Origin of the sequence: Micromonospora sp. NPDC051300, from assembly GCF_044455315.1 — a bacterium.
Taxonomy (GTDB): Bacteria; Actinomycetota; Actinomycetes; order Mycobacteriales; family Micromonosporaceae; genus Micromonospora; species Micromonospora robiginosa.
Map to the genome: position 1 here is coordinate 1 of NZ_JBITEP010000026.1, position 23,416 is coordinate 23,416.

The 23,416-nt window shown below is 75.1% G+C and carries 15 protein-coding genes and 1 tRNA gene; 9 read left to right on the plus strand and 7 right to left on the minus strand.

Going from position 1 to position 23,416, the window contains the following annotated elements:
- Positions 1-453: 453 nt before the first annotated feature.
- A tRNA-Leu gene (locus tag ACIA5A_RS24110) sits at positions 454-537 on the minus strand.
- 200 nt (positions 538-737) lie between these two features.
- Between ACIA5A_RS24110 and ACIA5A_RS24115 the strand changes: the two genes are divergently transcribed.
- The 5 genes from ACIA5A_RS24115 to ACIA5A_RS24135 all read left to right on the plus strand — a co-directional run bounded on the left by ACIA5A_RS24115 (position 738) and on the right by ACIA5A_RS24135 (position 10,862).
- Entirely contained in the window at positions 738-3,575 is a 2,838-nt protein-coding gene (locus ACIA5A_RS24115; RefSeq protein WP_396766448.1) for a tetratricopeptide repeat protein, read from the plus strand.
- Positions 3,576-3,780: 205 nt separating this feature from the next.
- Positions 3,781-6,354 carry a fibronectin type III domain-containing protein gene (locus ACIA5A_RS24120; RefSeq protein WP_396766605.1) on the plus strand — a complete coding sequence of 858 codons (2,574 nt, stop codon included), beginning with the start codon at positions 3,781-3,783 and terminating at the stop codon, positions 6,352-6,354.
- 25 nt (positions 6,355-6,379) lie between these two features.
- Positions 6,380-7,375 carry a MoxR family ATPase gene (locus ACIA5A_RS24125; RefSeq protein WP_181569257.1) on the plus strand — a complete coding sequence of 332 codons (996 nt, stop codon included), beginning with the start codon at positions 6,380-6,382 and terminating at the stop codon, positions 7,373-7,375.
- A gap of 2 nt (positions 7,376-7,377) precedes the next feature.
- Positions 7,378-8,532 carry a DUF58 domain-containing protein gene (locus ACIA5A_RS24130; RefSeq protein WP_396766452.1) on the plus strand — a complete coding sequence of 385 codons (1,155 nt, stop codon included), beginning with the start codon at positions 7,378-7,380 and terminating at the stop codon, positions 8,530-8,532.
- Positions 8,508-10,862, plus strand: coding sequence for a DUF3488 and transglutaminase-like domain-containing protein (locus tag ACIA5A_RS24135; protein WP_396766455.1), 2,355 nt, complete (start codon positions 8,508-8,510; stop codon positions 10,860-10,862). Before ACIA5A_RS24130 ends, ACIA5A_RS24135 begins: the two co-directional genes overlap by 25 nt.
- 24 nt (positions 10,863-10,886) lie before the next feature.
- On the opposite strand, the gene ACIA5A_RS24140 is transcribed toward ACIA5A_RS24135, so the two are convergent.
- Positions 10,887-11,687 carry an SDR family oxidoreductase gene (locus tag ACIA5A_RS24140; protein WP_396766458.1) on the minus strand — a complete coding sequence of 267 codons (801 nt, stop codon included), beginning with the start codon at positions 11,685-11,687 and terminating at the stop codon, positions 10,887-10,889.
- 1 nt (position 11,688) lies between these two features.
- Positions 11,689-12,669 carry an LLM class F420-dependent oxidoreductase gene (locus ACIA5A_RS24145; RefSeq protein ID WP_396766608.1) on the minus strand — a complete coding sequence of 327 codons (981 nt, stop codon included), beginning with the start codon at positions 12,667-12,669 and terminating at the stop codon, positions 11,689-11,691.
- A 144-nt stretch (positions 12,670-12,813) separates the two neighbouring features.
- Here ACIA5A_RS24145 and ACIA5A_RS24150 point away from each other — a divergent pair, with 144 nt between their 5' ends.
- Both ACIA5A_RS24150 and ACIA5A_RS24155 read left to right on the plus strand, forming a co-directional pair.
- On the plus strand, positions 12,814-14,025 hold the full coding sequence (locus tag ACIA5A_RS24150) for a low temperature requirement protein A (RefSeq protein WP_396766461.1): 1,212 nt from the start codon (positions 12,814-12,816) through the stop codon (positions 14,023-14,025).
- A gap of 63 nt (positions 14,026-14,088) precedes the next feature.
- Positions 14,089-14,973, plus strand: a complete 885-nt coding sequence (locus ACIA5A_RS24155) for a DUF1028 domain-containing protein (protein WP_396766464.1) — start codon at positions 14,089-14,091, stop codon at positions 14,971-14,973.
- 58 nt (positions 14,974-15,031) lie between these two features.
- Here the strand turns inward: ACIA5A_RS24155 and ACIA5A_RS24160 are convergent, their stop codons facing one another.
- Positions 15,032-15,703, minus strand: coding sequence for a maleylpyruvate isomerase N-terminal domain-containing protein (locus ACIA5A_RS24160; RefSeq protein ID WP_396766467.1), 672 nt, complete (start codon positions 15,701-15,703; stop codon positions 15,032-15,034).
- 11 nt (positions 15,704-15,714) lie between these two features.
- Positions 15,715-16,596: a phosphatase PAP2 family protein gene (locus ACIA5A_RS24165; protein ID WP_396766470.1), complete on the minus strand. Its 882-nt coding sequence runs from the start codon at positions 16,594-16,596 to the stop codon at positions 15,715-15,717.
- A gap of 93 nt (positions 16,597-16,689) precedes the next feature.
- Between ACIA5A_RS24165 and ACIA5A_RS24170 the strand changes: the two genes are divergently transcribed.
- Entirely contained in the window at positions 16,690-17,385 is a 696-nt protein-coding gene (locus tag ACIA5A_RS24170) for a DUF3159 domain-containing protein (RefSeq protein WP_396766473.1), read from the plus strand.
- 288 nt (positions 17,386-17,673) lie between these two features.
- On the opposite strand, the gene ACIA5A_RS24175 is transcribed toward ACIA5A_RS24170, so the two are convergent.
- Positions 17,674-20,571 (minus strand): glycoside hydrolase family 48 protein, encoded by a 2,898-nt coding sequence (locus ACIA5A_RS24175; protein ID WP_396766611.1) that lies wholly within the window; start codon positions 20,569-20,571, stop codon positions 17,674-17,676.
- Positions 20,572-21,413: 842 nt separating this feature from the next.
- Here ACIA5A_RS24175 and ACIA5A_RS24180 point away from each other — a divergent pair.
- The gene (locus tag ACIA5A_RS24180; protein ID WP_396766476.1) at positions 21,414-22,907 is read left to right on the plus strand and encodes a GH1 family beta-glucosidase; all 1,494 of its coding nucleotides are present in this window, start codon (positions 21,414-21,416) and stop codon (positions 22,905-22,907) included.
- Between the two features lie 92 nt (positions 22,908-22,999).
- Here ACIA5A_RS24180 and ACIA5A_RS24185 read toward each other — a convergent pair whose 3' ends face one another.
- Positions 23,000-23,413, minus strand: coding sequence for a roadblock/LC7 domain-containing protein (locus ACIA5A_RS24185; RefSeq protein ID WP_218012428.1), 414 nt, complete (start codon positions 23,411-23,413; stop codon positions 23,000-23,002).
- Between the last annotated feature and the right edge of the window lie 3 nt (positions 23,414-23,416).

Genomic DNA, 23,416 nt, shown 5'->3' on the forward strand with positions numbered 1-23,416 from the left:
CTTCTTGTCTGCCATGACGTGGTCCTTCCCGGACAGGATCAACGTCCTGTCCAACGGACCACACCCAGGTCAAACACGGAAATCTACGCAGTCCCTAGATGTGGAGTCGCGTCTCGGTCGTCCAGCCAAGTGCATGGATGATCAAACGATCGGCGATCCGACCGCTGACGTCGATGGCCGCCAAGCCATAGACCATGATTCCCGTGCGAGGTGTAGGGAAATCCGGGAGCGGCAGTGGCGGGCGACGTAGCGACCGGCCTGATCCTGGGCCGCGTCCGCGGATCCGGTTCGCATGTGTCGTGGGGAGCACGAGGGCGGGAACCGTAGCATCAGCCATGGCGGTCAGCCTGACCACGCATTGCCACATTGAAGGCCGCTACAGGGCCGGAACTCCGGTGGTCAAGCGGCCTTGACCACCGGTACGTCAGGTACAGCAGGGATGCTTCAAATCTGTGTCCGAGGGGGGACTTGAACCCCCACGCCCTATACGGGCACTAGCACCTCAAGCTAGCGCGTCTGCCATTCCGCCACCCGGACCTGCACGTTCAGCCTACCCAATCGACCGCGATGATCGCCTTACCGCATCCGGTCGACCCAGCGGGCCGCACGGGGCATTACTGTACACGGCCCAGAACGATCATGCACATCACCACCGGCGCAGCTCGTTCCAGCAGGTCACAGCCCCGGCGATCCGGGCGGGTAGCGCGGGACCGGCGAGTCCGGGCAGCATTGCTCACGTGTCCCACCCCTCCCCGCTGACCGCCGCGCAACACCAGGCCCTGGCGCTGCGCGCCGCGGGCGACCTGACCGGCGCCCGCCGCCTGCTCGCCGACGCGATCACCGCGGCCCGGCCGGCCTACGGCGAGGACCACCAGGACGTCCTGGCCACCGGTCACCTGCTCGCCCGGCTGCACCGCGAGGCCGACGACCCGGCCGCCGCCCGGCGGGTGCTCGAGGAGGCGTACGCGGCGGGCGAGCGCCGCCGCGGCGACGCCGATCCGCTGATGCTCGCCCTCAGCTTCGACCTCGCCGGCGTGGCGGAGGAACTGGGCAACCGGCACGAGGCCCGTCGCAACTACGGCCGGGTGGCCACCGTCGGGCCCGCCGTGCTCGGTCCGGACCACCCCGCGGTACGCGCGGCCCGCCACTACCTCGGCGGCTCCGCCGCCGCTCCCGACGGTCACCACCCCTCTCCCGGCGGCTCCGCCGCCGCTGCCGGCCGGTCCCCCGACCCGGCGCTGTCCGGGCCCACGGTGTCGATGCCGGCGGTCGCACCCCCGTACCCTCCCCGACCCGTCCCGGCGCCACCGCCCGCGCCCGCGGCGGAGCCGGTGCCAGGCGTGGAGTGGGCGCCACCGCCGGGGCCGGCCTCCCGGACGCCCTGGCCGGGGTCCACGGCGCCGGCCCGCGGCCCGCGGACGCCGCTGCCTCCGCCACCAGTCATCCCGGCGTCGGCGCCCCCGGTCGCGCCGCTCGCCGGGGCCCAGCGGCAGGCGAGTCCCTGGGCACCCGCTCCGACGCCGACCGGCGAGGCGCCCCGGCCCTTCCCGACGCCGCAGGAGGAGTCCACCGCCCGCTTCCCGGCACCACCCGCCACGGCGCCGGGGACCCCCGCCGCACCGCAGGCTCCCGGGGTGACGCCTGTCGCGCCCGGCCGCGGAGTGACCGCGGTCCCGCCCCGACCTCCGGTCGTGCCGCCGCCCGCCGGACGACAGGCATCGGCCGCTCCGGCCGGTTCGCTGCCTCCGGCGCCGGTCATCCCGCCGCCCCGCCTGCCGTCGTCGCCCGGCGTCGGGCCCGGCGCAGGACCCTCGGCCGGGACGACGCCCGCCTCCGCCGCCCCGGTGACCCCGCCCCCGCCCCCGCCCACCGTGCCACCGGCACCCCGCCGCCCGGCGCCGGTCTCGGGCCCGCCGCCGCACCAGGTCCCGCCGCAGCGGAGCGCTCCGGTCACCGCGCCGATCTCCACCCCGCCGCCCGTGTCGGGTCCGCCGGTCCCCGCGCCCATGTCCGGCCCGCCAGCAACCACGCCCGTGTCGGGCCCGCCCGCCCCCGCGCCCATGTCCGGCCCGCCGGCACCCGCGCCGGTATTCGGCCCGCCGGCACCCGTGGCACCGCCGGTGTCGGCGCCCGGCCGGGGACCCGCACCGACGGTCGTCCCGCCCGCGCGCACACCGGACCAGCCGGCGGCCGACTCCGGCGCCGGACCGGCCAGGACCGGGCCGGGCTGGGACACGCCGACCATCCAGGTGCAGCAGATCGGACCGTTGCTGCGCGAGGAGGCGGAGCGGCAGGCCGCCGCCGCGTCCTCGGCCGCCCGGGCGAGCACACCGCGCACCGACGCGTCGCCGCGCACCACACCACCGGCGAGCGCCCCTCCGGTCAGCTCACCACCGGTCAGCTCACCACCGGTCAGCGGACCGCCGGCGAGCGCCTTTCCGGTCAGCGGGGCACCGGTCAGCGGACCGCCGACGCAGGCCGCCGGTCACGAGGTGAGCGCGCCACCCGTACCCGCCGCCGGGCCGTCGACCCACCCGGTGAGCGCACCGCCGTCGCATCCCGTCGTCGGCCCCCCGGCACACCCGGTGAGCGCACCGCCGGCACACCACCCAGCCGGTCACGGCCGACCGGTGAGCGCACCGCCGACGCACCCGGTGAGCGGCCCGCCGGACTATCCGGTGAGCGGGCCCGGCGCCTACCCGGTGAGCGGGGTGCCGGTCAGCGGCTATCCCCCGCCACCGGTCAGCGGGCCGCCGGCCGCGCCGGTCAGCGGCACGCCCGTACCGCCGTGGGGGTTGACCGCGCCACCGTGGAGCAGCGTGGCGCCGCCGCAGCCCGTCGACCGGGCGGCCGATGTGGAGCCGACGGTCGACGGTCACGGCGCCGCGGGAGGCGGCCCCGGCCCGGTCGAGGAGCACCGGGACGTCGAGGAGCCCGTCGACACCGTCGGGGACGACCGGCGCGTCGGTGGGGACGAGCACGTCGAGGGTGGGCGGCTGCCGGTCTACGACGGGTTGCTGGACTTTCCCGAACCGACGCGGCCGGAACCGGCGGCGTACCCGCAGCAGGGCGCGTGGCCGGCGGTGCCGCAGGCATTCCACCAGCCCGCCGCGTACCCGGTGGCGGAGGAGCCGGAGCCGCGCGGCCGCAACCGGACGGTGCTGGCCCTGGTCGTGGGCGGCGCGGTGCTGGCGGTGGTGGCCGCGGTCGCCGGAGGCGCGGTGTGGCTGAACCGGGACGCGGCGCCGCCCGCGCCGGGGCCCACCGCGGTGAAGCCGAAGGTGACCGGGCCACCCCCGGTCGACCTGCGGCTGCGCGACGACACCACCACGATCACGGTGACCTGGACCGACCCGACCGGTGGCGCGGTGCCGTTCGTGGTGGCCGGGGGCCAGGCCGGGCGGAAGCTCGGGGTGATGGCCACCGTGGACGCCGGGCAGACCCGCTACACGGTCAACGGGTTGAGCGCGAAGCTGGACTACTGCTTCACCGTGCTGGCGGTCTACTCGACCGACTCGTACGCGACCTCGGGTCAGGTGTGCACGGACCGGGGAGGCGGCGCCACGCCGAACTGACCGGCCACCGGGGACACGCTCGGTGTCCACAGGGAGACGGTGCGGGTTTCACCGGCCCCGGCCGGCACCTATGATGGCTCCCGGCTCTGGGGAGGGTCGGCCACGCGCGGCGCCTCCCCCACCGACGGGAAGGCAGCCGGCTGTGACCACCATCGAGGACGTCACGAGCACCGCCGGGCCGGAGACGGCCCGCCCCCGGAAGCGGATGCGCGGCGGGCTGGTGACCATCGGCACCGTGACCGCGCTGCTGGCCGCGATGGGCTTGACGGTGCTCGGGCTGGGCGCCGCCGACAACGCGGTGGCCAACTTCGACTCCTCGTCCTGGCTGTGGAGCACCACGCGCAGCGAGCTGGCCCGGGTCAACGGCATCACCGCCCGGGTGGACACCCGGATGGAGGTGCCCGGCGGTCGGCGCCACCAGATGCAGGTGGCCCAGACCGACCGGCTGCTGATCCTCCGCGACCTCAACACCGGCCGGGTCAGCTCGCTCGACCTGGCGACCTTGCAGATCACCGCGACCACCCCGACCGCGCCGGGGCTGGGGGTCAGCGTCGCGCTGCACGACGGCGCGGCGTTCGTGGTCGACGCGGTGCAGGGCATCGTGCGGCAGCTCGACCCGCGGGCGTTGACGCCGGTGGGCGAGCCGGTGCGCTACCCGCCGGGCATCACCGGCGGCACGTTCGACGGCGAGGGCAAGCTGTGGGTCGCGGTGCCGAGCGAGGGCACCGTCTCGGCGGTCACCGCCGCCGAGCTGCCGGACACGCCGGGGGACGCGCCGGCCGGCGGGCTCAGTCCGAAGCGCGTCGAGACCTACGACGTGGCGGAGCCGGCGCACGAGCTGGTGGTGTCCACCCTGGACGCGGGGGTGGCGGTGCTGGACCGCACGTCGGCGTCGCTGGTCACGGTCACCGGCGGCGAGACTCGCCGGGCCGACCTGACCGGCATGACCGCCCCCGGCAACCTGCCGACGCGCACCAGCGGGCCGCAGGTGCCGGTCACCGTCTCCGGCGACCGGTCGGTGCACGTGGTCCGCGACGGCGCCGAGGTGAAGCGGTTCACGGTCCCCGGGGCCGGCGCCCGGCTCAGCCCGGCGGTGGCCTGGGCGGGCCGGTTCTACTGCGCCGACGAGGACACCGGCACGGTCTACTCGTTCGACGCCGGCGGGCAGCTCGTCGAGACGATCAAGGGCTCCGGCCGCCCCGGCCCGGTGGAGCTGGAGGTCCGCGAGAACCACCTGTTCATCAACCCGCCGGACTCGTCCACCGCGCAGGTGGTCGACGACCGGAACCGGGTCCGCGAGGTCAACAAGTACGCCAACGACGTGCTCGGCGGCGACCCGCCGCCCGCGCCCCCGCCGCCGCCCCCGCCGAAGAAGCCGAAGGTGAGCGAGCCGGGCGCGCCGAAGTCGGTCCGCGCCGCAGCCGGCAACGCCTCGGCGCGGGTGAGCTGGCAGCCCGCCGCGTCGAACGGCGCCGAGATCATCAGGTACGTGGTGGAGGGCGGCGACCAGACCCACCAGGTGGGCGCCAACCAGCGCGCGCTGGAGATCACCGGTCTGACCAACGGCGAGACGTACACGTTCTCGGTGCACGCGGTGAACGCCAAGGGCGACGGCCCGGCGCGCCGCAGCAACCCGGTCGTGCCGACGGCCGAGGTGCCGGACCCGCCGGCGTCGGTAACCGCCGAGGCGCGGCCCGACGGCACCGTCCGGGTCACCTGGCCGGAGGCCGACGGCCAGGGCAACAAGGTCGCCCGGTACGCGGTGACCGCGACCTCGGCCGGCGCGAGCGCCCCGGTCGGCGAGTCGCCGAAGACCGAACTGGTCGTGCCGGCCGGCCAGTTGGAGTACGGCACGCAGTACGCCTTCACGGTGACCGCGGTCAGCGAGAAGGGCGCCGGGTCGAAGGCGTCGCCGGTGAGCAACACGGTGGTGCCGTTCGCGGCGCCGAACGCGCCGACCGAGCTGCGCGCGTCCACCGTGGCCGACCGGCCCGGCACCGTCGCGGTGCAGTGGTCGCCGGCGGTGGAGAACGGCCGCCCGGTGACGAAGTACGTGGTGGAGGCCGGCGGCAAGACGGTCGAGGTGACCGACGTGCGGGCGATTGTGGACGGGCTGGGCAACGGGCAGAACGTCACGGTGAAGGTCAGGGCGGTCAACGAGGCCGGCGCCGGCGCGGAGGCCAGCACCACGGCCCGCACCGTGGCCGCGCCGCGGATCACGGTGACCGGCTCGTCGGCGGACGCCACCTCGGTGACGGTGACGTTCACCGTCGACGCCGGCGGCGGGCGCGCCACCTGCACGGCCGCAACCGGCGGCAAGACGGCCACCGGGAGCTGCGCCAGCCTGCGGGTGACCGGGCTGACGCCGGGCACCGCCTACACGGTGACGCTGACCGCGAGCAACGCGGCCGGGAAGAACACGGCCACCCGCGCCCAGAGCACCGACGCGCTCTACGGGATCGCGACCTGCCGCAACGGCTCCTCCGGCGCCGAGGCGACCTACTGCTCGCGGGACGTGCCGGGCGAGCGCAACGGCAACGAGATCTTCTCGGTCACCCAGCAGGACAACGACAGGCAGGCGGGCTGGGAACGCAACGGCGCCCGGCTCAAGGCCTACTGCAAGAAGTCGGGCGAAGAGGTCTACGCCTACATCTACAACAACGACAAGCGCAGCACCTGGTGGGTGCGCGTGGACCACCGCAAGGGCCGCGACTACATCCCGTGGGCCTGGCTCAACCTGGAGGGCGGCGACAACATCAACCTGCTGCCCACCTGCTGACCGCGACATCTGGGGAAGGGCACCCGTGAACACGCACGAACCGCTGAGCCAGCCGGAGGTGCAGGGCTTCGCCGCCCTGGCCGCCCGGCTCGCCGACAACGTCAACGCGGTCGTGCTGGGCAAGCCGCAGGTGGTGCGGCTGGCGTTGACCGCGCTGTTCGCCCAGGGTCACGTGCTGCTGGAGGACGTGCCCGGGGTCGGCAAGACCACGCTCGCCCGGGCGGTCGCGGCGACAGTCAAGGGCGAGTGGCGGCGCATCCAGTTCACCCCGGACCTGCTGCCCTCGGACGTGTCCGGGGTGACCATCTTCAACCAGGCCAGCCGCGGGTTCGAGTTCCACCCGGGGCCGGTGTTCGCGAACATCGTGATCGCCGACGAGATCAACCGGGCGTCGCCGAAGACCCAGTCGGCGCTGCTGGAGGTGATGGAGGAGCGGACCGTCACCGTGGACGGCGTACGCCACCCGGTGCCGCAGCCGTTCCTGGTGGTGGCCACGCAGAACCCGGTGGAGATGGACGGCACCTACCGGTTGCCGGAGGCGCAGCTCGACCGGTTCCTGGTGAAGCTCTCCGTCGGCTACCCGGACGAGGCGGTCGAGGTGGAGGTGCTGCGCGGCGCCACGGTCCGCTCCCCCGACTCGCTGACCGCGGTCACCGACACCGCCACGGTCGGCGAGATGGTGAAGATGGCCCGGCGGGTGCACATCGCCGAGCCGCTGTACGCGTACGCGGTGCGGCTGGCCGCGGCGACCCGCACCCATCCGCAGGTGCGGGTCGGGGTGAGCCCGCGCGGGGTGATCGCGCTGACCCGGGCGGCGTGCGCGTACGCGCTGATCGACGGGCGGGGCTGGATCATGCCGGAGGACCTGAAGGCGCTGGTCGAGCCGGTCTTCGCGCACCGGCTGCTGCTCACCCCGGACGCGCAGGTGCGCGGTGTGACGCCGGCCGAGGTGCTGCGCCAGGCGGTCGCCTCGGTGCCGGTGCCGCTGCCGTCGGGGCAGCCCGCGCCGGTGCACGGCTGAGCGTGGGCGTCACCGCCCGTGGGGTCGGGTTGCTCGCCGCCGCCGTGGTGCTGCTCGGGGTGGGCTTCCGGTTCGCGTACCCGGAGCTGACCGTGCTCGGCGCGGCGGCCGCCGTGGCGGTGGGCTACGCCGTGGCGACCGCCGCCTGGCGGCCCCGGTTGACCGTCGAGCGCCGGGCCGACCCGGACCGGGTGGCCCGGGGCGAGCCGGCGGCGATGGAGCTGGCGGTACGCAACACGGGCCGGCTGCGGGCGGCGAACCTGGTGGCCGAGGACCGCTGCGCCGGGGAGCTGGTGCCGGTGCCGCTGCTGCGGCTGCGTCCCGGGCGGGACACCCTGGTGCGCTACCCGGTGCCGACGCAGCGGCGCGGCGTGGTGCCGGTCGGCCCGCTGCGGGTGGTCCGCCGCGACCCGCTCGGCCTGGTGGCGCTGGCCCGCAGCTACGGCGGCACGGCGCCGGTGTGGGTGCACCCGCGGATCCACCCGCTGTCCGCGGTGCCCACCGGCGCCGGGCGCAGCCTGGACGGGCGCGTCGACAGCGTGCCGCACGGGTCGATCACGTTCGACTCGCTGCGCGAGTACGTGGTCGGTGACGAGCTGCGCCGGGTGCACTGGCGGACCAGCGCCCGTGTGGGTGAGCTGATGGTGCGGGAGAACGTGGACACCAGCCTGCCGCGGCTGGTGGTGGTGCTGGACAACCGCGCCGCCGCGCATCCGGTGCGCTCGGCCGGGGTGGCGGAGTCGTTCGAGTCGGCGTGCGAGGCGGCGGCCTCGGTGGTGGCCGCGGCGGTGCGGGAGGACCTGCCGGTGCACCTGCTGCTGGTCGCGCCGGCCGAGGTCGAGCCGGCGGGGGCGGTCGGGCCGCTGGACCGGCTCGCCGCGGTGGAGCTGACCGGCGGCGGGGCGGAGGTGCTGTCGGCGGCGACGAGCCGGCTGCGTCAGGAGCGCCTCGGCGACACGCTGGTCTTCCTGACCGGGCCGGGCGCGGGCGACGAGCTGGGGCACGTCGGCGCGCTGCGCGGCGCGTACCCGTCGGTGGTGGTGGGGATGTTCGGCGCGGGCGCGCCGACGGCGGCCGCCGCGACGGGCCTGGTGGTGCTGGACGCGGCGGACGGCGCGGCGTTCGCCGCCGAGTGGGACGGGATCCGCCGGTGGTGACCGTGACGCCGCCGCGCCCGGCCGCCGCGCCACCGCCGGCGCCGCTGGCGCGCGGGCGGTTGGCCGGGGTACTGCGCGCGGCACCGCTGCCGGTGGCGTTGGTCGTGCTGGTCGCGCTCTCCGGCGTGGTGCTGGGCCGGGTGTACGCGGACCCGCTGCTGACCCGGCTGATGGTCGGTGCGGCGGCCGGCTCGGTGCTGGTCGGCGTGGCCGCCCGGCGGCTGCCGTCGTGGCTGGTGGCACCGGTGTCGGTGGCCGCCATGGCCGCCTGGACGCTGCTGTCGTTGCGGCTGGCGGCCAGCCACGCGGCGCTGCCCGGCGGGCTCGGCGAGGTGGCCGGCGACGCCGCGCGCAACGCGATCCCCCGACTGCTCACCGCGATGATCCCGGTGCAGCCGGCACCGGACACCGTGCTGGTGCCGGTGGTGGCGGCCTGGCTGGCCGGGCTGACCGCCACCGAGGTGGCGCTGCGGGCCGGCCGGGTGCTGCTGGGCTACCTGCCGCCGGCGCTGCTCTACGCCGGCGTGCTCTACGTGGTGGGGCCGAACGCGGCGCCGGCGGTCGGCCCGACCGTGCTGTTCGCGGCCGTCGCGGCCGTCGGCCTGGCCGCGCCGGCCCGGGCCGCCGATCCGGCGGCGGCCGACCCGGCGGCCGGGCTCGCCCCGGCGGTGCGGGCGGCGGTGCGGCTGCGGCTGGCCGCCGCGAGCGCGGCCGGGCTGGCCGTGGTGGTGGCGCTCGCCGCGCTGCTGGCCCCGGTGGTCGCCGGCCAGGTCGACGAGCGGCCGGTGGATCCGCGCCGCTACGTGGAGCCGCCGCAGGTGGAGTCGCTGGACGAGAACCCGCTGATCCGGATCTCCGGCTGGGCGTTGAACCCGGACCAGCGGCTGCTGGACGTGCGCACGGTCGCCGGCTCCACCGAGGGCGGGCCGCCGCGGATCCGGCTGGCGGTGCTCAGCGACTACGACGGGGTGACCTGGCGGGTCGGTGCCACGTACCGCAACGCGGGGCGGATCCTGCCCGCCGTCGACCCGGCGCCGGGCGCCACCACCGAGGCGGTGCGCCAGGAGATCACGGTGGCCGACCTGACCGGGCGGCTGCTGCCGGCCGTGCCCACGCCGCGCGAGGTGGGTGGCGCGCGGGTGGCGTACGACCCGGCGAGCGGGACGCTGATCCGACCGGAGGGGCTCACGCCGGGGCTGCGCTATGACGTGTCCTCGGTGCGGGAGTCGCCGGACCCCAACCTGGTCGGCACCGCGAACGTGCCGGCCGGCGACGCGGTGTCGCGGGTGCTGCGGGTGCCCGACGGCGCGCCAGAGCAGATGCGCCGGCTGGCCACCCAGCTCGCCGAGTCCAACGGCGCCCCGTACGCGCGGGCCGACGCGATCGCCGCGTTCCTCGCCGAGCACTACCGGGTGACCGCCGACGCGCCCAGCGGGCACGCCTACCCGAACCTGACGTTCTTCCTGTTCGGAGCACGCAACGGCGGTGGGCAGCGGGGCACCTCGGAGCAGTTCGCCGCCGCGTTCGCGGTGCTCGGCCGGATCGCCGGGCTGCCCACCCGGGTGGTGGTCGGGTTCCAGCCGAAGGCGGACGGGCCGGTGCGGGCCGCCGACGCGTACGCCTGGCCGGAGGTGCTGTTCGAGGGCGTGGGCTGGGTGCCGTTCGACCCGATGCCGCGCCCGGACTCCGATCCCCGCCCGGTGGAGGAGGACTTCCGGCCGAAGCCGGAGGAGCCGCCGCCGTCGGAGGTGCCGGCGCCGACCGAGCAGCCCACCGCCACTCCCCCGGCCGCCGCGCCGGCGTCGGGCCCGGCGCGGGGCGGCCCGGGGACGCCGGTGCTGGTCGGCGGCGGCGTGGGAGGTCTGCTGCTCGTGGTGGGGGCGGTGCTGGCGGCGCTGGCCGCGATGCGTCGCCGGTTGACCCGGTCCCGGTTGGAGCGGGGTGACCCCGGTGCGCGGGTCGCCGGCGCATGGCGGGAGCTGACCGACGCGCTGCGGCTGGCGGGGCGGCCGGTGGGTGACGATCTGGCGGCGGCGGAGGTCGCCGAGCGGGCGCGGCTGGCGCTCGCCGAGGCCCGCGTCGCGGTGGCCGGCGCGCCGGCGGGCGGCGCCGGCCCGCCGGGTGACGGGAGCCCTCCGGGTGGCGAGGTGCACGAGCTGGCCGAACTGATCAACCAGGTGGCCTTCGCCCCGGCCAGCACCACCCAGGGCCAGGCGGAGCGGGCGGTGGCGCTCGTCGTGGCGTACGGCGACGCCCTGCGCGACGCCCGACCCCGGTGGCGGCGGCTCTGGTGGCGGGTGCGCCCGGGCCCGCTGCGCTGGCGGCGCTGACTCCCCGCCGCGGCCGGCGGCGGGTCAGCGGTCGGCGGCGCGCAACCTGCGGACGAGCTTGCGCAGGCCGGCCTGCCAGCCGTCGGGGTCCTCGGCCCGGCGGCGGGCGTAGTCGGCCACCTCCGGGTGCGGCAGGATGAGGAACCGCTCCTCGGCCAGCCCGGCCACCACCGCGTCGGCGACCTGGTCGGGGGTGAGGATCGCGCCGGACGCGGCGATCACCCGGGCGCCCAGGTGCCCCTCGGCGAGGCCGTCGGCGAGCATCGGGGTGTCCACGCCCTGCGGGCAGAGCGCGCTGACCCGGATGCCGTCGTCGCGGTGGGTGATCGCCACCCACTCGGCGAGGCCGACCGCCGCGTGCTTGGTGGCGGTGTACGGGGCGTCGCCGACCGCGGTCAACAGGCCCGCGGCCGAGCAGGTGAGCAGCAGGTGCCCCTGCCCCCGGCGCAGCATGCCCGGCAGCACCGCCCGGACGCTGTGCAGGTGACCGAGCACGTTGACCCGCCAGGCCCGGTCCCAATCGGCGTCGGGCGCGTCGAGGCCACCGCCGGTGGCCACCCCGGCGTTGGCGCAGAACAGGTCGATCCGGCCGTGGCGGCGCTCGGTCTCGTCGACGAGCGCGTGGACCGCCGCCTCGTCGGTGACGTCCAGCCCGACGCCTGTGGCGGCCGGGCCGATCGCGTCGGCCGCCGCGCCTGCCGCGTCGGCGGCCAGGTCGGCCAGCACCACGGCGGCGGCGCCCTCGGCGACGAACCGGCGGCCCAGCGCCGCGCCGATGCCGCCGGCCCCGCCGGTGATCACCACCACGCGGTCGGTCAGGTTCATCTCAGGCCACCTCCCCGGCGCCGGCCCCGAGCCGGGGCAGCAGGTCGAGCCAGGCCGTCGCGCCGCCCGCGGTCGTCTCCGGCGTCGGCAGCACCGCCAGCACCGGCACGTCGACGCCCTGGTCGGCGTAGCGGCGGGCGGCTGCCGCGCACCGCTCGGGCGAGCCGTGCAGCACCAGCGCGTCGACCACCTCGTCGGGCACCGCGGCGGCGGCGCCGCGCCGGTCCCCCGCCTCCCACGCCCGCCACATCTCCCCCAGGCTGTCCTGCCGGCCGAGCCACCTGTGGAAGGCGGCGTACGCGGGCACGGTGAGGTAGCCGGTGATCATGCGGCGGCCGAGCGCGCGGGCGTACCCGGTGTCCTCGGTGGGGCAGACGAAGATCCGGGCGGCGACCTCGAAGCCGGGGCGACGCTCACCCACCTCGGTCAGCGCGGTCGGCACGTCGTCGGCGGCGAGCCAGTTGAGGATCACCCCGTCGGCCTCGGCGGCGGCGAGCCGCAGCATGCCGGGGCGCAGCGCGGCCAGCAGCACCGGCGGCGGCTGGGTCGGTGGGCGTTCCAGGGTGAACCGCCGGACCTCGAAGGTGTCGAAGGCCCCGTCGACGGTGTCGCCGCGCAGCGCCGCCCGCAGGAAGCGCAGCACGTCGCGGGTCCGCCGGTACGGCTCGTCGAACGGCACCGCGTTCCAGTCCCGGACCAGCACCGGCGAGGACGCCCCGACGCCGAGCGCGAAGCGGCCCGGCGCGGCCTCGGCCAGCGCGGCGGCGCTCATCGCCAGCAGCGCCGGTCCGCGGGTGAAGACCGGGGTGATCGCGGTGCCCAGCCGCAGCCGGGGCGACCAGGCGGCGGCGAGCGCGAGCGGGGTGAACGCGTCGGCGCCGGCCACCTCGGACGACCAGACGTCGGTGAAGCCGGCCCGGTCCAGGGCGGCGTAGACGACGGCGTGGTCGGCGAGCGTCACGCCGCCGAGCGGAACGGTCATGCCCCATCGGTTCGTCACCCGGTCGATCGTGCCCGCCGGCACCGCCCGGAGCAAGATCGGAGGCGATACGCGCGATCCGCACCGCGATGACCGGAAAGAGTGTTACGACTGCCGGGTGGGCGTGACCGAGGGCGGGAGACGGCGGTGAGGATCGCCGAGCCCGCGGCGCTGCGCCCGGGCGACGACGACGGCGAGCGGGCCACGTTCCTGGAACTCTTCTTCGACCTGGTGTACGTGTTCACGCTGACCCGGATCTCCGCGCGCGCTTTCGAGGACCTGGCGCTGGAGGGCGGCCAGACCTACTGGTCGGCGGTCACCGGCAGCGGCAAGACGTTGCTGCTGCTGCTCGCGCTCTGGATGCTCTGGCAGGGCACCGCGTGGACCACCAGCCGCTACGACCCGTACCACCTCTGGTTGCAGGTCATCGTGATCACCGCGCTGGTGTCGGCGATGGTGATGGGGGTGGCCGTTCCCCGCGCGTTCAGCGAGTCCGGCCTGGCGTTCGCCGTCGCGTACGTGGTGGCGCACGTGGCCCGGTCGACGATCCTGCTGCTGGTGCTGCGCCGGTTGCAGTACCGGCGGCTGAAGCTGCGGATGCTGATCACCTACTGCGTGGCCGGGGCGCTGTGGCTGGCCGGCGCGCTGCTGCCCACCGACCCCCGGGTCGTGCTGTGGAGCGTCGCACTGCTGGTGGAGTACCTCGGCAACCGGTTCGGCTGGCCGGTGCCGGGGCTGGGCCGTTCGACCATCTCCCGCTGGGACATCCACGGCAAGCACCTGGCCGAGCGGTACCAGCAGATCTACCTGGTGGCGATCGGCGAGACGATCCTGGTCGCCGGCCTGACCTTCACCGGCTCGCCGGGCGGCTGGCCGAGCATCGTCGCGTTCGCCGCCGCGCTGGCCACCTCCGTGCTGCTGTGGCGGATCTACGTGCAGCGGGCCGGGCAGATCCTCGGCGAGGCGGTGACCGGGGCCGAGCACCCGGCCACCGTCGGCCGCTCCGCCGCCGACACCCACCTCGTCATGATCGTCGGCGTGGTGGCCACCGCGATCGGCTACGAGTTGGCGATCGAGCACCCCGTCGGGCACAACGAACTGCCGTGGCTCGCCATGGTCCTGGGCGGGCCGGCGCTGTTCCTGGCCGGGCGCGCCCGCTTCGAGTACGAGGTGTTCGGCCGGGTCTCCCCGTCGCGGCTGGTGGCGATCGCCGCGCTGCTGCTGCCGGTGCCGCTGCTGGCGCGCGTCGCGCCGCTGGTCGGGGGCGTCTGGGCGGTCGTGGTGCTGGCGGCGGTGGCGGTGGCCGACGTCCGCCGGGCCTGGGGACGACCGCCGGAGGCCCCGGCCACGCCGTTCTGACCACGCCGGCCACCTGCGGCCGGTGCGGGGACGCCGCGTCCGTACCCGGGCTACGATCCGGCCGTGACCTTCTCGCTCGTCGCCCGCTCCGCCGACGGGCGTCTGCACGGCGTGGCCGTGGCCAGCCGGTTCCTCGCCGCCGGGGCGCTGGTGCCGGCCGCCGAGGCGCGGGTCGGGGCGGTCGCCACCCAGGCGCACGCCAACCTCGCCTACCGGCCGCAGGCACTGGCCCTGCTGCGCACCGGCGTGACCGCCGCCGACGCGGTGGCCGGCCTGGTCGCCGCCGACCCCGGGCGGGACGACCGGCAGCTCGGGGTGGTCGGTGCGGCCGGCGTCGGGGCCACCTGGACCGGCCCCCGCTGCCATCCCTGGGCCGGCGGGCAGGCCGGCGACGGCTGGGCCGCGCAGGGCAATATCCTGGACGGGCCGCAGGTGATCGACGCGCTGCGCGACGCCTGGCTGACCGGCACCGACCTGCCGTTCCCGCAGCGGCTGCTGGCCGCGCTGGCCGCCGGCGACCGGGCCGGCGGCGACCGGCGGGGGCGGCAGAGCGCCGCGCTGCTGGTGGTGCAGCGCCACGGGGGTTACGCGGGCACCGGCGACGAACTGGTCGACCTGCGCGTGGACGACCATCCGGACCCGGTCGCCGAGCTGCGGCGCCTGCTCGGCCTGCACACCATGATCTTCGGCCGGCCCGACCCGGCCACCCTGCGCGACCTCACCGGCCCGCTCGCCGTCGAGGTGGCCGAGCTGCTCGCCGCCGCCGGGCACCCGGTCGGGCCGGCCGGCCTGGACGACGCGCTCGCCGCCTGGTCCGGCCTGGAGAACCTGGAGGAACGCTTCGTGCCCGGCCGGATCGACCCGATCGTGCTGGACCACCTGCGACGCCACGCGGCGAGTCGTCCGCCCACGGCCGGCTCTCCCGGGCCGGCGGGCTCGTCGGCCTGACCCAGCCCGCCACCGAAGGTGGGCCGCCGCCTCAACCCCCCGAAGGCGGGCCGCCGCCTCAGCCGCCGAAGGCGAGCCGGCGGATGCCGGCCGCGGCCAGCGCCGCGCGTTCCGCGTCGGTCAGCGGCAGCCGGCCGGTGGCCTTGCGCAGCACCGTGGACGCGTCCCCGCCGAGCGCGTCCGGCACCGGCCGTCCGGCGGTCAGCACGTCGACCACCACGGCCGCCGCGGCCGGCGTCGTCCACGGCGGCCGGTCCAGCGCGTCGGCCAGGTCCAGGCCGTGCACCGCGACCTCGACCACCCGGGTACGCAGGAACTCGGTCACCGCCATCGCGTCGCCGTGGCGGGTGCGCACCACCCGCCCGGGCGCCTCTACGGCGACCGCCGCGTCCGTGGCCCGCCACACCCGGCCGAACTCCCGCGCCACCTCAGCCGCGCCGGGAAGCTCCCCCGCCGCCGCCCGCGCGCCCTCGATCCGCTCCCGGTCGACAGCCGGCGCGAACTTGGCCGCGCCGAAGTAGTCGGGAGCGGTCACCTCCGGCCGGGGCGGCGCGGGCTCGGCGAGCATCCCGACCAGCCGGCCGGCTCCGGTGCTCACGTGCGCCAGCAGGTCGCGTACCCGCCACGGCGGGCAGGGCGTCGGCCGGTCCAGGGCCGGCCCGTCGAGCCCGCGCAGCACCCGTTCCAGCCGTTCGCACTCGTCGCGGAACGCCGCGCGCACCGGCTCCACCCGGAGCTTCCTCAACCCTTCCAGCGGGGCACCAGCCGGTGCACCGTGGCGAGGACCAGCGCGGCCACCACGGCGATCGTGCCGACGATGCCGGCCGCGCTGCCCGCGTACCCGACGAAGAGCGGACGGCGGCCGAGCTCCTCGACGGCGATGGTGGAGCGGTCGACCAGCCAGGACAGTGCCAGCGCGGATCCCAGCAGGGCCAGCGCGCCGCCGACGCCGAGCACGGCGGCGGCGACCCGGTGCGCGTCGCCCGGCTCGACCACGGCCCGCTCCCGTTGGAAGACCAGCAGCACCAGGCCGGCGACCGCGGCCCACGCGCCGACCAGCAGGTAGGCGGCGACCGCGTCGCTGGGCCGGTGCCAGCCGGCGGAGAGCGTGGCCACGCCGGCGGCGGCCGCGTAGCCGGCGCCGATGAACGCGCCGGCCACCCGCAGCTTGCGCGGCAGCACCAGGATCAGCGCGACCGCCACCGAGGCGGCGACCGTGGTGTGGCCGCTGGGCAGGCTGTTGCCGGCGGCGGCCCGTTCCGGGTCGATGCCGAAGTCCGGGCGGGCGAGGAAGTATTTCAACGCCTGGGTGCTCACGTTCGCGCCGGCGATCAGCAGCGTCGCGGTGACGGCGAGCGCCTTGCGTCCGCGGATCAGCGCGATGAAGCCGATCACCGCGGTCGCGGCCAGCAGCGACACCGCCGACATGGCGTTGAGGATGGTGTCCACCGGCCCGTCGACGCGGTCCTGCCCGATCTGGTTACCGGTCAACGCGACCGTGTCCAGCCACTGCCCCAGCCGGGTGTGCACGGCGAGCCGCCACAACACCAGGAACGCGGCCGTCTGGGCCAAGGCCAGCACGACCAACCAGACCGCCGTCCAACCCCTCGCCGTCTCCCGCACCCGGACAACTTAGCGGTAGGCCCGTCGCCGCGCGCGGCGGAGCGCCCCCGATTCCGGCGTAGGTTGAGTCGGGCGTCTTCGAGGGGGTGGCAGGTGACCGGTACGCCGGATCGGCGGAGGTCGGCCGAGGCGCGGCCGGAGTCGCTTTCCGACCTGCTGGGCGGCCGGCGGGGAGCGGTGGACGCCACGCTGCCCCCGCTGGCGTTCGGGCTCGGCTGGGTGCTCGGTGGGCTGGGCGGCGGGGTGCTCGCCGCGGTGGTGGCGGGCGCGGCGGTGGCCGGCTGGCGGTGGCGGCGCGGCGACCGGCCCCGCTCGGTGCTGGTCGGACTGCTCGCCGTCTGCCTGGCCGCGCTCGTCGCGTTGCGCACCGGTCGGGCGACCGACTTCTTCCTGCTGCAGATCGCCTCGAACGCGGCAAGCGCGTTGGCCTGGGCGGTAAGCGTCGTGGTGCGCTGGCCGCTGCTCGGCGTGGTGGTCGGGCTGGCGCTCGGGCAGCGGGGCCGGTGGCGGCGCGACCCGGCGCTGCTGCGGGCGTACGGCCGGGCGAGCTGGGTGTGGACCGCCACCTACGTGCTGCGCCTGGCGGTGTTCGTGCCGCTCTGGCTCGACGGGCAGGTGGTCGCGCTGGCGGTGGCGCGGGCGGCGCTGACCTGGCCGCTGATCGCGGCGGCGCTGGCGGGGAGCTGGGTGGTGATCCGCCGGTCGCTGCCGGCCGGGCACCCGGGGCTGCGGCACCCGGTGGGGGCGTCCGATCCGGCCGCCGGGAGGGTCACAGGGCCGGAAAAGTAGTGGAGAGGCCGCCACGGGGGGAGCGGCCTCTCCGTCAAATACGTTACTCCGTCCGCGCCACTGATGTGATCCCGTGGAGCGTTGATTTTTGCGTGCCTTTTCGCGCCATGGGTCGCCCCTGCGCGGAGTGGTGGGCCGGCCCGTCCGCTGCGTCGGTCGGACGGCCGGCCCACCCGGCCTGACCGTGGGTGTCAGGCCGTCCGCCGACCCGGCCGCTCCGTTCCCCCATCGGCCGGGTGGGCGTCCTCCGTGGGCGGGGCCTCACCCGCCCACGGAGGCGTTCTCACCTCATCCCTGCGGGAAGTAGGTGCCGTAGTCGGCGTACGCCATGGCGACGTCCGCCTGCGCCCAGAACCGGTGGTAGTTGAAGACCGGCTCGGGGCCGCCGTCCAGGTACGCCTGCACCTTCGGCCAGTCCGGGTCCTTCTTGTAGAAGGAGCGGATGTCCAGGAAGCTCTTGCCGGCGGCGATGGCGTCGCCGTTCGGCATCTTCCCGGTCCAGCCCGGCGGCACGTAGAGACCCTGACCGTCGGCGGCGTTGTAGACGTCGTCGAACCGCTTGTAGTCGCCACGGGTCTCCGGCATCGACACGCCCTTGCTGTCGGAGGCCGCGGAGAGCGCGTCCAGCAGACCCTTGGCGGTGGTCTTCGCCGCGGCGTTGCCGGACTTGGCCGCGTACGCGATGAGGGTGCGGGCGTAGGCCGCGGCGACGCCGACGTCCTGGCCCTTGACCGTCACCTCGACGTGCAGGTTGGTGTTCGGCTGCGGGCTGCTCGGGTTCCAGTTGGCCGGCTGCCCGGTCCACTTCATGTCCGACGGGATCGACCAGTTGGCGCCGGTGGTGGTGTTGGCGATCGCCCACGGCACCCACTTGTCGAGCAGCGCCTTGGCCTTCGCGTTGCCGGTCTGCAGGTAGAGCTCGGCGATGCGCTGCATCGACCAGGCCTGCATGCCGAACCACTGGTTCGACGGCGGGTCGTTGTAGACCGGGTCGACGTCGTAGAACATGCCGTAGAAGGTGGCGGTGCCGGCCGGCGGCTGGGCGTAGCTGCCGTCCCAGCTGTTGGTGGCGCCACCGGCGATGCCGCCCTCGGCGGACTGCAGCCAGGTGTAGAACTCGAGCTGCCTGTCGAAGCTCTTCTGCCAGTCCCCGGTCGCGGTGGACGACTTCGGCTTGAGCTCCGGCACGTTGGTCAGCGCCCAGGCCGCGAGCGGGTTCTGGTAGCCGAAGTGATTGTGGCTGGAGCCGATCCGCCACGACCAGTTCTGCGACGTGTCGTACGCGCCACCCCAGGCGTAGTACCAGGACATCAGGTAGTGCGCCGAGTCACGGCCGCTGCCGGCCGGGCAGGTGGACGCGCCGACGCAGTTGCCGATCTTCTTGAAGTACTTGTCGAACATCGCGTACCGCAGGTAGTCGCCCATCTTGGCGGCCTTGGCCACGGTGGCCGCCACGTCGGCCTCCTTGCCCTGCGCCTTGGCCCAGGTCAGCGCCCAGTAGGCGGCCTGCACGGCGCGCGCGTCGGCGTCCGGCGCGTTGGTGTACTTCCACTGCTTGGCCGGGGCGCCGGTGTCCTTGACGAACAGGTCGAGGTAGCCGTACTGGCCGCCGTGCTTGAACGTGTCGCAGGACGGCTGCGGCACGGTCTCCCACACCGACTCCTGGGTGCCCCGCTGGAAGGTGTTGATGTAGGCCGGCTTGGTGGTGCCGTCACCGCAGCGACCGAAGCCGTAGGTGTTGTCGACGTCTATCAGCCAGTGCATGCCGTAGATGTCGCCGGTGCCGTAGGTGGACTGCAGCTCCGAGCGCAGCGGGTCCTGACCGACCGGGACGTTGGGCTGCAACGCCGAGGGGTACTGGCTGGGCAGGTTGTACTCCGAGGCGTACTGCGGGGTGCCCGCCGAGCCCGCCGTGGGCTGATCCGCGTGGCTGGGAATGATGTATTTTTCCATCACCGTCCAGGAGTTGTTGAACGGGCTCCAGTTCTGGGTGATCCGGCCGTACTGAGCCTCCAGCCAGATCCAGAAGCTGAACGCCTCCGAGGTGGTCTCGTGCCCGTGGTCGGGCGCCTCGACGATGAGCGTCTCGACCGAGTGGTACGGCACGCCCTCGGGGCTGAAGTAGCCCGAGTTCTTGATCTTGCCGTACTGGTCGAGGAACTTCTTGATGTACGCGTTGTCGCCGCCCGGAGTGTCGTTGTCGATCTCGGTGGCGACCACCGAGACCGGCGCGTACCCGGTGGCCGACGCCGTGACCGTGGCGGTGCCGCCGACCGTGTCGGCGTCCTCCGCGGCGGAGACGGTGGCGGTGACGCCGGTGCTCCAGTTGCTCGGGGTGAGCGTCAGCGTGGACGGCGAGACGGTGACGTCGCTGTCCCCGGTGACGGCGAGGGTCACCGGGACGTTGGCGGTGGGCGCCGCGCTGAGCGTGTAGCGGACACTGGCGCTGCCGCCCTCGTCGACGCTCACCGCCGACGGCGTGGCGACCAGCTTCGGACCGGTGGCCGCGGTCACCGTGAACGACTTCTCCGAGATCGCGGTGCCACCGGCGTTGTCGTACGCCTTGGCCTGCACGGTGTAGCTGCCGGCCGGCAGGCCGAGCAGGTCGTAGCCGTACGGGGCGGTGGTGTCGGTGTTCACCAGCAGGCCGTTGCGGTAGAACTCGACCTTGCTGATGGTGCCGTCGGGGTCGCTGGCGGTCGCGGTCAGCGGGACGTCCGCCGGCGCGGTGAACGGTCCGGCCGGCACGCCGAGGGACACCGTCGGCGGCTGGTTGGTGGAGGCGCCGTTGCAGGCGACCCCGTTGAGCGTGAACGCGGTGGGCTTCGGGTTGCTGCCGCTGAACGTACCGTTGAAGCCGATGCTGGTGGACGCGCCGGTGGGCAGGCTGCCGTTCCACGACTCGTTGGTCGCGGTCACCTCGCTGCCGGACTGGCTCCACTTGGCCGACCAGCCCTGGGTCAGGCGCTGGCTGCTGTTGGGGAACGCGAACTTCAGCGACCAGTTGTTCAGCGCGTCACCGAGGTTCTTGATGGTGACGTTGGCGGTGAACCCGTTGCTCCAGTCGCTCGTCGCGTAGGTCACGTCGCAGGCGGGGGCGGCCTGCGCGGCGGTCGCCGGCAGGGCCACCCCGCCGATGGCGAGGGCGGTGGCGGCGAGCATCGCCGTGCGGCGACGTCTGGCCATGAGTCTCATGTGGGCGGTGTCTCCTCGGACCGGGCCGGGACCGGGGCCCCGGCGGGGCGCCTCCACGCGTCGACGGGCGTACGCGGGGGGACGGAGGCGTCCGGAAAGGTGGTCGTCCCGGCCGTGCCGGGGATCGGGTGCCGCACCGGTTGTTCACCGGGTGCCCTCGGCGGCCCGTGCTCGCGCGAGCTGGCTCCGCGTCGCGTGTGAGGAGTCTGCCATGGAAGCGCTCCCACCACAATGGCCAGGGAAGACACCCAGGTCCATGTTTCGATCTCGTTTAGGGGCTTTCACAAAGCCGTGACGCGGGTTACAGTCGCAGCATCGCCGATGGGAGCGCTTCCATCGACGGAGATGCAAGTACTGAATCGTCGGGGACACCCGTTTCCGGCGTACCGGCCCAGTGGCCGGCGGCGATACCAGCCCGGACGCCGCCGCCGGCCATCACCCGCCAGACGGAGGGAGGTGGAACCAGAGCCACTCGCGTGGCCCGGCTCCCGCGCGACACGCATGACGGACGCCAATTCCAAGTCGTGCGTGTGTGCATCTCGGTGGGGACGGGGGTTGCCCTCCCCCGTCCCCACACTAAACCCCCGTTGTCGACGGCAAAAGAGGCCGACGGGACAGGCGTGACACGCCACCCGGACGGCCTTTCGCGCTATCTGCCCCACCCTCGCCGCTCGCCCCCACCCCCCGAGCGACACCCGCCCACCCCACTCCGGCCGCCCGCCGGCCGCGCCGCGCCCCGCGCCGCGACCGCCGGATCGAGGCCGGCCGCCTCCGGCCTATGCTGGGAGCGCTCCCGGCCCCCCGGGCGGCCCGTCACTTCGAGGAGAAACCCCATGTCGTTACTCACCCGACGGCGCCTGCTCCGCCGCGCCGCCCTGTCCGCGACCGCCGCCGGCGCGGCCCGGACCGGGCTCGCCGGCGCCACCGCGGCCGGGATCGCCGCCTCCGCCACCGCCCTCGGCGGCTGTGACTCCCCGCCCGAGCGTGACGCCGACGCGGAGCGGGACGGCACGCTGCGCTTCCCGCCCGGATTCGGCTGGGGCGCGGCGACCTCGGCGTACCAGATCGAAGGGGCCGCCAAGGAGGACGGGCGGGGCGAATCCGTCTGGGACACCTTCAGCCGCACCCCGGGACGCACCCGCAACGGTGACACCGGCGACGTCGCGGCCGACCACTACCACCGGTACGCCCAGGACCTCGACCTGATGCGCGAGCTGGGCCTGCGCAGCTACCGGTTCTCCATCTCCTGGCCCCGGATCCAGGCCGACGGCTCCGGCCGGCCGAACCAGCGGGGCCTGGACTTCTACCGCCGGCTGGTGGACGGCCTGCACGAGCGCGGCATCGCGCCGATGGCCACCCTGTTCCACTGGGACCTGCCGCAGGCGCTGCAGGACGACGGCGGCTGGGAGAACCGCGACACCGCCCAGCGCTTCGCCGACTACGCCGACGCCGTGTTCCGTGCCCTCGGCGAGCAGGTGCCGGTGTGGCTCACCATCAACGAACCGAAGACCGTGGTGCAGAACGGCTACCTCACCGGCCACCACGCCCCCGGACACCAGGACGAGGCCGCCGCCTACCTGGTGGCCCACCACCTCCAGCTCGCCCACGGGCTCGCCGTGCAGGCGCTGCGCGCCTCCGGCGTGCCCGGCCGGATCGGCCCGGCGCTCAACCTGCACCCCTGCTACCCCGCCGACGACAGCGCCGAGGCCGCCGCCGCGACCACGCTCCACGACGGCTACGAGAACCGCCTCTACCTCGACTCGATCTTCAAGGGCGCGTACCCGCAGGACGTGCTCGCCGACCTGGGCCCGGACAGCCGGATGGCCAAGGGCGTCCGGGACGGCGACCTGAAGATCATCTCCAGCCCGGTGGACCTGCTCGCGGTGCAGTACTACACCCCGCTCTACGTCACCGGCAGCGGCGACACGGTCCGCCGCTGGCCCACCTCGGAGGCGGACTGGCAGCAGATCTACCCCCAGGGCATGTACGACATCCTGACCCGGGTCACCCGCGACTACGGCCGGGTGCCGATCACCATCACCGAGAACGGCCTGCCCTGCCCGGACGCCCCCGGTCCGGACGGCACCGTCGACGACGCCGGGCGGGTCACCTTCCTGCGCGACCACTTCACCGTCGCCCACAAGGCGATCAGCGACGGCGTGCCGCTGGAGAGCTACCACGTCTGGTCGCTGCTGGACAACTTCGAGTGGAACGAGGGGTACGAGCAGCGCTGGGGTCTGATCTACGTGGACTACCCGAGCCAGCGCCGGGTGCTCAAGCGCAGCGCCCACTGGTACCGGGACGTCATCCGCCGCAACGGGCTGTAGGCGGGCGTGACCCGGCCGGCGACGCCGCCGGCCGGGTGCCCGTCAGCGCGGCGGCGCCTGGTTCGACTCAGCGCGATAGCGCCTGGTTCGGATCAGCGCGGCAGCGCCTGCTGCAATTCGGCCCGCAGCGCCGGGGTGAGCATCTCGCCCGCCTGCTTGGCCAGCCGGGCCATCTCGTAGCCGACCACGCCGATGTCCGCGTCCGCCCCGGCCAGCGTGGCCAGGATCGAGCCGTCCCGGATCTGCATGACCAGGAAGTAGCCCCGGCCCATCTCGACCACCGTCTGCTTCACGATGTCGCCGTCGAACATCTGCGCCGCGCCCGCGGTGATGCTCATCAGGCCCGAGGTGACCGCGGCGAGCTTGTCCGCATGGTCGCGCGGCAGGTGCGCGGAGATCGCCACCAACAACCCGTCGGAGGACACCACCACGGCGTGCGCCACCCCGGGAACCCGCTCGGCGAACGCGTTCACCAGCCAGCTCAGGTCCCGTGCCTCCTGGCTCAACGT

Coding starts and splice junctions, on each gene's coding strand:
- ACIA5A_RS24140 (WP_396766458.1), bottom strand. CDS start 11,687: ATGAACCTGACCGACCGCGTGGTGGTGATCACCGGCGGGGCCGGCGGC.
- ACIA5A_RS24175 (WP_396766611.1), bottom strand. CDS start 20,571: ATGGCCAGACGTCGCCGCACGGCGATGCTCGCCGCCACCGCCCTCGCC.
- ACIA5A_RS24145 (WP_396766608.1), bottom strand. CDS start 12,669: ATGACCGTTCCGCTCGGCGGCGTGACGCTCGCCGACCACGCCGTCGTC.
- ACIA5A_RS24120 (WP_396766605.1), top strand. CDS start 3,781: ATGCGCGGCGGGCTGGTGACCATCGGCACCGTGACCGCGCTGCTGGCC.
- ACIA5A_RS24180 (WP_396766476.1), top strand. CDS start 21,414: ATGTCGTTACTCACCCGACGGCGCCTGCTCCGCCGCGCCGCCCTGTCC.